The 9,872-nt window shown below is 68.2% G+C and carries 7 protein-coding genes; 2 read left to right on the forward strand and 5 right to left on the reverse strand.

Going from position 1 to position 9,872, the window contains the following annotated elements; all coding sequences use genetic code 11:
• Positions 1-51: 51 nt before the first annotated feature.
• From G6O54_RS23380 to G6O54_RS23400, 5 genes are all read right to left on the reverse strand, one after another.
• Positions 52-1,149, reverse strand: a complete 1,098-nt coding sequence (locus G6O54_RS23380) for a DUF1559 domain-containing protein (protein ID WP_165228621.1) — start codon at positions 1,147-1,149, stop codon at positions 52-54.
• A 246-nt stretch (positions 1,150-1,395) separates the two neighbouring features.
• On the reverse strand, positions 1,396-1,599 hold the full coding sequence (locus G6O54_RS23385) for a hypothetical protein (RefSeq protein WP_165228623.1): 204 nt from the start codon (positions 1,597-1,599) through the stop codon (positions 1,396-1,398).
• A 639-nt stretch (positions 1,600-2,238) separates the two neighbouring features.
• Positions 2,239-5,346, reverse strand: coding sequence for a CRTAC1 family protein (locus G6O54_RS23390; protein WP_165228624.1), 3,108 nt, complete (start codon positions 5,344-5,346; stop codon positions 2,239-2,241).
• A 352-nt stretch (positions 5,347-5,698) separates the two neighbouring features.
• Positions 5,699-6,805, reverse strand: a complete 1,107-nt coding sequence (locus G6O54_RS23395) for a DUF1559 domain-containing protein (protein ID WP_165228626.1) — start codon at positions 6,803-6,805, stop codon at positions 5,699-5,701.
• Between the two features lie 195 nt (positions 6,806-7,000).
• Positions 7,001-7,198, reverse strand: coding sequence for a hypothetical protein (locus G6O54_RS23400; protein ID WP_165228628.1), 198 nt, complete (start codon positions 7,196-7,198; stop codon positions 7,001-7,003).
• A 549-nt stretch (positions 7,199-7,747) separates the two neighbouring features.
• Here G6O54_RS23400 and G6O54_RS23405 point away from each other — a divergent pair.
• Together G6O54_RS23405 and G6O54_RS23410 are read left to right on the forward strand one after the other, a co-directional pair.
• The gene (locus G6O54_RS23405; RefSeq protein ID WP_165228630.1) at positions 7,748-8,440 is read left to right on the forward strand and encodes a hypothetical protein; all 693 of its coding nucleotides are present in this window, start codon (positions 7,748-7,750) and stop codon (positions 8,438-8,440) included.
• A gap of 115 nt (positions 8,441-8,555) precedes the next feature.
• On the forward strand, positions 8,556-9,872 hold a 1,317-nt coding region (locus tag G6O54_RS23410), incomplete at its 3' end, for a Gfo/Idh/MocA family protein (RefSeq protein WP_165228632.1).

The following is a 9,872-nucleotide window of genomic DNA, read 5'->3' on the forward strand; positions in this document are numbered from 1 at the left end:
GGGGGCCACGCCGAAGCCAGGCGCGGGGGGCGCCGGGCCGGTCGCGATCGATCAATAGGCGTCGGACGAGATCACCTCGCCGTTGGACTTCGTGCCCAGCGACCACCAGGTCGGGAAGCTGATCGAGCTCTTGATGAACTTGACCGAACCGTCCGCGAAGAGGACGTTGGCCCCGCCGGGGTGGAAGCTATTCGCATTGGTGATATTGGCGTGGTCGGCCGAATCCCAGCCGCAGGTGTTGCAGCCGAACCGGCACGAAGTCCACTGGTACTGGTTGGACGACGGCGGGACGATGGTGTTGAACAGCGACTCGTTCTCGGCCCCCCAGGCCCAGAGCTTGCCGCGGCTGGCGGACAGGCCGTTGTTGTTCACGGCGGTCTGGAACGCCAAGTTGCAGGCCTGAAGCTGGGTGATGTAGGTGCCCGGAGCCTGGGTGCCGAGGGTGACGGACTGCCAGACGTCCTGCAGCGCATTCCCGCTGGCCACGTTCACGCCGCTGGTATAAGCCTGGGTGAGGCCGTTGCCGTTGCCGACGACACCCTCGCTGAAGGCGACCGTGTTCGACGAGCCGTCCTGGCAGTTCTGGAGCCCGTAGGCGTAGCTGTAGGTGAAGAGGCCCGGCGCGTCCACGCCCGCGTGGCAATTGTTCTGGTCGATGCTGCCGTAGCTCGCCGACATCGTCCCCTCGCTGGCGTAGTAGCTGTTCAGATAGGCCCGACCCGCATTGCCGTCGGAGGGGCAGAGGAAGGCGGCGAGCCGGGTCGTGGTCACCGTCGAGTTGAATGGATACGTCGGCGAATTGACCGGGTCCATGGCGAAGTTGATCGCGTTGTAGAGGGGCCCGGCCTCGATGTAGGACAGCAGCAGGCCCTGGGCACTCCAACCCATCCAGTTGATGCAGGGGTTGCCGCCGCTGAGCGGATTGATGGTGGCCGAGACCCCCATCGGAAAGGAGTTGTTGGCCGTGTGGTAGTTGTGCATGGCCAGCCCGATCTGCTTCAGATTGTTGACGCACTGGGCGCGGCGGGCGGCCTCGCGGGCCGACTGCACGGCGGGCAGCAGGAGGGCGATGAGGACGGCGATGATGGCGATCACCACGAGCAGCTCGATCAGCGTGAAGCCGCTCCTCGATCCTGAAGATCTACTCATGCGATGGGACCCTTGAAAGGTGACGAAACGAGGGGACAGCATGGCGGCGAGCGCCGCCATGGACGTAGCTGCGATACGGGTCCGCCAACTGCTTCTCGAAGACAGACGAGCGGTGGAACCGAGAGGAGCCGCGGCGAACCTCGACCGGAAGAGACGGCGTTGCCCGGCGCATCGAGATGGGCCGGGCCACCCGTCACGGCGAGCCGGCCCGGGGGCATTCCGATGCCGCTCGCCCGTGGAATCGACTCAATGCTTCTTGCTCGCCTTCTTCTTCGCGGGTTGGTGCCTCTTGAATTCCTCCATCGAGTCCTTAGAGGCCTCCAGGGGAGGCTTGTCCAGGACGATGTTCTTGGCACTCGACGTATCATTGCCGCATCCGGCGACGAGGCCGCCAACGGCCAGCAGGCCGCCGACCTGGAAGAATCGGCGTCTGTCGATGATTTGATTCATGGAGCACTCGCCTTTCGGAAAATGACGATGTGGGGTAGCCACAGTGGGAAGTGTCCGGCGGCGCCTAATTCATTAGTAGAAGCGACGTCCCCGCGGAGTTCGACCCTGGAAATTGGGGCGAGAATGAGTCCCGCTCGAAGTCGGCACGTGGGCCTGACGATGGTCGATCGACGGCGCGGGGCATACCGCGATCGCATGACCTCGACCGACTCCGATCGGGTCCTATCGCGGGGTCGTCCTTAAGACCCGTTCATCGACCGCCGGGTTGCGGCTCCATGGAAAGGACGCCACGCCCCTAACCGAATGGGGTTTCCACTAATTCATTAGTAGGGTGGTCGAAAAGGCAAGTCAAGGCGGGGAGGGCGCAACCCGGCCGTCGAGAGGCCGTCGAGCGGACCTCCGCCAGCAATCTTGTGATGTCGCGGGCGGAGACGGCTCGCCGGCGAGGCCCCTGCCCCATGCCGACCGCGAGGGCCGGGTGCCGGCTCGCCGAGCCCGGGCCCGGGGACATGGGATCACGCCGGCCCGGGCGGTGCAACCCGCCTCGTGAGTCGAATTCACGAATGATTTGTTCTCGGAAGTGTTGTATTGGCCGGGGCTGGAACGCGGCGGCTCGCGCCCTGCGATCGCCCACGGAGTTCATGGCATCCCCCGCGGGACGGCCTCGTGGTCGCGGGGCGTGGCGGGTTCGTGGACGACGGCCTCGTGAGCGTCGGGAGGGGCAACCCCGGCGGCGCCGACCGTCGCTTTCCAGCCGGGGAGCGACAGGGGTTTCTGCTCGCCCTCGCGGATCAGGTAGGCGGAATCCGCGGCGATGTCGGCGACATGAGAGACTTGGCCGGAGGGCCAGCGGATCTCGATCGAGGGGATCCGGCCCGGATCCGAGGCGCCCAGGCCGAAGTGGATCCGCGTGTCGTTCGCCGAGAGGAAGCTGCCGCCGCCGAAACGATGGGCGACCATCCGGCGGCCGTCGGCCGTCGTCAGGGTGACCACCGCGCCAACGGCGTCCCTGTTGGATTTCGTCCCCTCGAGCTTGATCGTCAACCAGTGCCCGATCGGCCCCTCGTTGTGGAAGTAGGCGACCGGGCTCCCCTGGCTGATCGTGAGGAAGTCCACCTTGCCGTCGTTGTCGACGTCGCCGGCGGCGAGGCCGCGTCCCACGCGCAGGACGGAGAACGGCTCGCCCGCGCGGGCTGAGACGTCCACGACGTGGCCCCCGGGCTTGCCCATCAGGAGCGAGGCCGGCATCGCGTAGGGGACGTTCGGCCTCAGGTCGTTGACGTGGCCGTTGGCCGTGGCGACGTCCGGGATCCCGTCGTTGTCGGCGTCGAGGAAGCTGATGCCGAACCCGAGCAAATAGCGAGTGGCGGTGGAGAAGCCGAATGCCCGCGTCTCGTCGGCGAACTGGCCCTCGCCCAGGTTGCGGTAGAACGTGGTCGACTCGCCGTAGAAGTTCGCCACGGCCAGGTCCACCAGGCCGTCGCCGTCGAGGTCGCCGCAGCCGATCCCCATGCCCGAGAGATACCCTCCGTCCGCGTTCGCGGCGACGCCGGAGGTCATCGCGCATTCCGTGAAGCGGAGGGACCCCTCGTTGTGGAAGAGCAGGTTGGCGGTGAGATCGTCGGCGACGAACAGGTCGACCTTGCCGTCGCCGTCGAGGTCCGTGGCGAGGACGCCCAGGCCGCGGCCGTCGACGTCCGCCGCGGTGATGCCGGCCTCCGCGGAGATGTCCACGAAGCGCCCGCCGTCATTGCGGAAGAGGTGATCGGGCATGGCCTGCCACATCCGCGGCCCGCAGTACATGTTCCGGCTCGGGTCTCGCGGGTGCTGGCACGGCGGCGCGGTCTTGGGATCCCAGAGGGCATAGTGGGCCACGTACAGGTCGAGATCGCCGTCGCCGTCCAGGTCGGCGAAGGCCGCGGAGGTGGGCCAGTCGCGATGGCCCCCGAGCCCGGCCTTCTCGGTGGCGTCCTCGAACGTGCCGTCGCCGCGGTTGCGGTAGAGCGCGTAGGACCACCAGCGGGTGACGAACAGGTCGGAATGGCCGTCGCCGTCGTAATCCCCGACGGTCACCCCGTGGCCGTAGCCGCCGGGGAAGGCGGCCAGGCCTGACTTGGCGGTGACGTCCTCGAACGTGCCGTCGCGACGGTTCCGGAAGAGCCGGTCCCGCTGGAGCCCCCGCGGCTCGTCGAGCGACATCGTCAGCTTCCCCCCCTGGACGGCATAGACGTCCAGCCAGCCGTCGCCGTCGTAGTCGATCAGGCCGATGCCCGCGCCCATGGACTCGGGCATCCGACTCAGGGGCGAGGCGTCGTTGTCGTAGGTGTGGACCAGGCCCGACGACGCGGCGAGGTCCCGGAACTGCGGGACCGCCCGCGGCGTGCCGGCGCCCGCGGCCGCGACGGCCTCGCCCGGCGAGGCGCCGCCGATCAGGTCGGCGACGACGTCGGCCAGCGAGCCGGCGGCCTTGAGCCGGGCCTCGATGGGCGACCCGCGGAGGGCGGCCTCGCGGGCGTCGATGAGGGCCAGGGCGTCGGCCGCTTCCTTGCTGGCCGGGCTCCGCTTCTGGACCTGGAGCCAGTAGCCGCGCGCCTCGAACCAGCGGCCGAGCGTCGTGGCGCTTCGCGCCAGGATGAGCTCGGTCTGCTCCACCCCCTCGCGGGTGCTGGCGGCGGAGCGGAAGAAGGGATCCTCGGTGAGGAGCAGGCGGTACGAGTCGTTGACCCTGTCCATCTCGCGTTTCTGGTCGCGATAGCGGGCGACGAGCTCGGGCTTGCCGGCGCGGACGGCGAGGTCCGCCAGGCGGGTCAGGACGGCGGGATTGCCGGGCTCGCGGTCGAGCCGCTCCTCCAGCGCCTCGCGCTCCAGGCGGTCATCGTTGCGGCGGGCGGCCAGCCAGGCGCGGAGGGCCAGCACTCGGGATGGGGTCAGCGAGGCGGCCGGCATGTGGCGCACCGCCTCGGCCGCGGCGGCCGGGTCGTCGAAGGCCACCGCCCAGTCGAGCCGCGCCAGCCAGATCGCCGGGTCGTCGGGGCGGCGGTCCAGGCACTTCTTGATCCAGGCGTCGGCCTCGTCCCTGTGGCCGGCCCGGGTGGCGAGGTTCGCCTTGCCGAGCCAGACGCGGTCGTCCTCGGGGGCGAGCTTGCCGGCTGCGTCCAGCCTCGCCTCCGTGGCGGCCAGGGCGAAGCTCTTGGTCTCGCCGAGCAGCCAGAGGATGCGCAGCGGCTCCGTCTTGCCGGTCCGCTCCCATTGCTTCCGCTTGATCCGTGCGATCTCGTCGTAGCGGATCGTGAAGACATAGGCCTGGATCAGGCTGCTCTCGATCGACTCGGCGGCGGGATGGGAGGCCGGCACCTCGGCGTGGAGGGCGATGTCCTCGACCTCGGCGAGCCGCCCCTCGGCCAGGGCGAGCTGGGCCCGCCGGGCGCAGGCGTCCGCCCAGCGGAAGGAGCCTCGCGGGATCTTGGCCCAGGCGGCCCCGGCCGCCGCCGTGTCCTTGAGCGCCTCCGCCGCGACCCCGGTGAAGAAGAGCACCTCCGGGTCGCGCGGGGCGAAGATCGCCAGCCGCTTCAGCCGGGCGTCCGCATCCGCGGGCCGGCCGTCGATCAGGTCGGCCTCGGCGGCTGCGAGCTGCGCGTCGAACCAACCCCGTCCGCCGACATAGGCGATGCCCCCGAGCAGCCCGAGGATGCCAAGACCGATGATCAGGTAGGAACGCGGACGAGCCTTCGCGGTGGGGGCCTGCATGGTGGTCTCATCGGGACGCGATCGTGACCCGCAAGCCGGATCACCGAGGTGAGCTAGCTACGGCCGGAGGGGGGCCGAACCCGGAGGGCGAGGTTCCTGCCGTGACGGGCGAGGCGTCGACAAGCCGGATCGCTCGTCCGAACAAGAGACGATTCGGTCGACCCTGCACCCGGAATTCCTCTCGTCCGGCCTCGAGCCGGAGCCTCGCCCTCCCGGATCCTGCCCACTTCCCATACCAACAAGAACACCGGCCGAAGACAAGCCGAGCGGCTGCCTCCGGTCGGTGCTCGTGGGACGAAACGCGGCGGAGCCCCTCGTCGGTGGGCGAGGGACTCCGCGTGACCGCTGGCGATCAGTAGGAATCGGCGGAGATCACCTCGCCGCCGGCCTTGGTGCCCAGCGACCACCAGGTCTGCATGGCGATGGTGCTCTTGACGAACTTGACCGAGCCGTCGGCGAAGCAGACATTGGCGCCGCCGGGGTGGTTGCTGTTCGCGTTGGAGATGTGGGAGTGGTCGGACGAGTCCCAACCGCAACCGCCGCAACCGAACCGGCAGGCGGACCACTGATACTGGTTGGACGACGGCGGAACCAGCGTGTTGAACATGGTCTCGCCATCGGAGCCCCAGGCCCAGAACCGGCCGCGGGCGTTGGACAGGCCGTTGCCGTCGGTCGCCTGCAGGAACCGGGCGGTGCAGGTCTGGAGCACGTTGATGAAGGTGCCGGGGGCCTGCTGGCCGGCCGGGACCAGCGAGAAGGCATCCTGGATGCCCCCTTGTTGCCCGTCGGGAAGGTTCGCACCGCTGGCAAACTTCAGCTTGGTGGGGCTGCCGCCGCCCACGAGCGCCTCGCTGAAGGCGACGGTGTTCGAGGACCCGTCGGTGCAGTCGGCGAGCCCATAGGTGTTGATGTAGGTGAAAAGCCCGGTCGAATCCTTGCCCCTGCAGGCGTTGGCGCTGCTGTCGACGCCCCAGTCGGAGGTCGCGGTCGTCCCGGTCGAGGCGTGGTAGCTGTTGATGTGCCGCTTGCCGGCGAGCGGGTCGCTGGGGCAGAGGAACGCGCCCAGCCGGGCCGTGGTGACCGTCGTGTTGTACGGCCACGTCGGCGAGTTGATCGGATCCATCGTCCAGTTGATCGAGTTGTAGAGCGGGGCGGCCTCGAGATAGGACAGCATCAGGCCCTGGGCACTCCAGCCCATCCAGGCGATGCAGGGGTTGCTGCCGCTGAGCGGATTGATGGTGGCGGAGACCCCCATCGGGAAGGAGTTGGTGGCCGTGTGGTAGTTGTGGATGGCCAGCCCGAGCTGCTTGAGGTTGTTGACGCACTGGGCGCGGCGGGCGGCCTCGCGGGCCGACTGCACGGCCGGCAGCAGGAGGGCGATGAGGACGGCGATGATGGCGATCACCACGAGCAGCTCGATCAGCGTGAAGCCGCTCCGCGATCTGGAAACCTTGCTCATGAACTGAGCTCCCTGGAAGAGAAGGATGAGATGCAACGAAAAAACGGTGGCGAATGCCGCCGTAACGATGCCGAGTGTCGCCGCAGGCGCCTTCCACGACGAACGAAGTATGACAATGCGAGTGAAGTTCGCGCGGAATCCCTATCGGATCGACTTACGGTCGAGGGCGCAGGCGCCGAGAAACCCCCTTCGGGGTTACTTCTTCTTCTTCGATTCGGCCTGCTTCTGCATGTAGTTCTTCATGGAATCCGAGGCCCCCTCCAGCGGGGGCTTGTCCACCTCGATGTTCTTGGGGGTCGACATGTCTTCCCCGCAGCCGGAAACGGCGAGTCCGCCGAGGGCCAGCAATCCGGTGATCCCACAGAAGCGGCGACGATCGATGACCTGATTCATGGCATATGCTCACGAAACATAGACTGATGATGAGTTGGCACAAATCATTAGGAAAAGTGCCTGTCGACGCACAACCAAACCAGGGACGGAATCCCAGCTCGGAGGACGAACCGCGAGAAAGGCTCGAGCGAGGCTCCGCCCGGCGAACTTCCGGTGGACGAATCCACGCCCCCGGGTGTGCGCCGGCTTGTACGCTCTTGACCCACGCCGTCCAGCCCCGAACGGAGCCATCCCAGTGACCGTTGATCGAATCCGGGGATGGGCGGCCTCGTGTACGGATGACCCGCCGCCCCACCTCCGGATGGAATCTCAGCGCGCTCATCATCGCGCGTCAGCATTGGTCTGTCAAGGATGGCGTCCCGGATAATGATCGGACCGATCGGACCTGGATCCTTGGTTCGGCGGCGGTACGGTGTCATGATGAGGGCTTCGGTTCAGACCTGATCCATTCACGATCGTGCGGAGGCCTCCATGACCAGCGATCATCCATCACCTCCTCCCTTGTCCCGAGGTGTCGAGCCCTTGCCTCGTGGCGGACGACATCCCGGGGTGATTGCATTGCTGGCGGGGTTGGTGGCGGGGCTGGCGGCCTTCGGCTTGGGGGAGGCCGTCCACGACTACTACAAGCCCGAGAATGCAGCCACGACCCTGAACGGCAACGCCGTGTCGATGCCGACGATCCACACGATGGCGGTCGCTCACACGAGGAACATGGCGATCGCCTATTCGATCCTCGGCGGCTGCCTCGGGCTCTGCCTGGGGCTCGCGGGAGGGATCGCCGGCGGCGGCACGCGTCGCGGCGCGGCGGCGGGCGCGGCCGGCCTGGTCCTGGGGATCCTGGCCGGCCGGCAACTGCCCCTGGCCCTGGCGATGCGATATTCCCGCTACATGGACGCACACCCGGAGGCGGACATGCTCCTCCCGATGGCGATGCATGGCACCTACTGGGGCGTCCTGGGCCTGATCGGTGGCCTGGTCTTCGGTATCGGACTGGGCAGGGGTTTCCTGAAGTTTGCCCTCCTGGGCCTGGCCGGCGCCCTGGCCGGGACGGTCCTCTGCGAGATCGCCGGCGTCTTCCTCGATCCGCTCGCCGAGACGTCCGATCCCCTCTTCGCGAGCCTGACCCCGCGACTCATCGCGCGCCTCGGCGTGGCCCTGGGCGCCGCCGCGGCGATCGGATTCCTGGGGATGCGGGGGGACGCGTCGGGCGAGCCGATCCGACCGCATGGGGCGAGGGCCTGAGCCGGACAGGCTCGTATCCTCGCCACGCCGGGCGCGCTATGATGGCGGAGTTTCGCCCGCGGCCGCGATCGTCCGGGCCGCGGGGCTATCCCACCAGCGAGAGCGGAGCCCCGAGATGCCGTCGAAGCCAGAGAACGTCTCCCGCCGCGGATTCATGGACCGATCGCTCGCCGCGCTGACCGTCGGCGCGGGCCTCCCCGCGTGGTATGCCCGCGAGGTCTTCGCGGCCCACGAGGCCGACGACGCGCCGGCCCGCCGTCGCGGCCCCAACGACAAGCTCGTGATGGCGGCCATCGGCGTCGGCGGCCAGGGCACCGGCATCATGAAGTGGGCCAAGAGCAAGCCCAACGTCGAGTTCGTCGCCGTCTGCGACGTCGACGCCGGCCGTCGCGCCAAGGCCGCGCACGCGATCGGCAAGGATTGCCGCCAGTATGGCGACTTCCGCGAGCTCTTCGCCAAGGAGAAGCTCGACGCCGTCACGGTCGGCACCGTCGACCACTGGCACGCCCTCGTGGCCATCGAGGCCATGAAGCACGGCTGCGACGTCTACTGCGAGAAGCCGATGTCGCTGACGATCGAGGAGGGCAAGGCCATGGTCAAGGCCGCCCGCAAGTACGACCGCGTCTTCCAGACCGGCAGCCAGCAGCGCTCCGATGCCCGCTACCGCCTGGCCTGCGAGCTCGTCCGCAACGGCCGGATCGGCAAGGTCCACACCGTGGAGGCCCGGATCGGCGACAACCCCCGCGGCGGCCCGTTCAAGGAATCGGCCGTCCCGGAGGGGCTGGACTGGAACTTCTGGAAGGGCCCCACGCCGGACGTCCCGTACGTCAAGGAGAAGTGCCATTACGAGTTCCGGTGGTGGTACGAGTACTCGGGCGGCAAGATGACCGACTGGGGCGCCCACCACAACGACATCGCCCAGTGGGGCCTGGGCATGGACGGATCCGGCCCGATCTCCGTCACGGCCACCGGCGAGCGGCCCTCCAGGGAGCCGAACACGTACAATTGCCACCCGCATTTCGCCGTCAGCTACCTGTACGGCAACGGTGCCCGGCTCGTCACGACGAGCGACGGCGAGAACGGCAACCGGTTCATCGGCGATCGGGGCTGGATCTTCGTCAACCGCGAGCGGATCGAGGCCTCCGATCCCAAGCTCCTGGAGGAGCCCCTGCCGAAGGATGCCCAGCGACTGTACGTCTCGAATGATCACATGGGCAACTTCATGGACTGCATCGCCAGCCGGAAGCGGTGCATCTGCGACGTGGAGGTCGGCTATCGGAGCGTCTCGGTCTGCCACCTCGGCGTGATCGCCCTGCGGACCGGCCTGCCGCTCAACTGGGATCCCGTCGCCCAGCACTTCGTCGGCCCCTACGCCGAGAAGGGGAACGCCATGCTCTCCCGCGAGATGCGGTCTCCGTGGAAGCTGGAGGTC

The sequence above is a fragment of the Aquisphaera insulae genome, from assembly GCF_011064615.1.
Lineage (GTDB): Bacteria > Planctomycetota > Planctomycetia > Isosphaerales > Isosphaeraceae > Aquisphaera > Aquisphaera insulae.

Bases quoted from the DNA above. Each gene is read 5' to 3' on its own strand.
- G6O54_RS23385 (WP_165228623.1), bottom strand. From the start codon at position 1,599: ATGAATCAAATCATCGACAGACGCCGATTCTTCCAGGTCGGCGGCCTG.
- G6O54_RS23380 (WP_165228621.1), bottom strand. From the start codon at position 1,149: ATGAGTAGATCTTCAGGATCGAGGAGCGGCTTCACGCTGATCGAGCTG.
- G6O54_RS23400 (WP_165228628.1), bottom strand. From the start codon at position 7,198: ATGAATCAGGTCATCGATCGTCGCCGCTTCTGTGGGATCACCGGATTG.
- G6O54_RS23390 (WP_165228624.1), bottom strand. From the start codon at position 5,346: ATGCAGGCCCCCACCGCGAAGGCTCGTCCGCGTTCCTACCTGATCATC.
- G6O54_RS23395 (WP_165228626.1), bottom strand. From the start codon at position 6,805: ATGAGCAAGGTTTCCAGATCGCGGAGCGGCTTCACGCTGATCGAGCTG.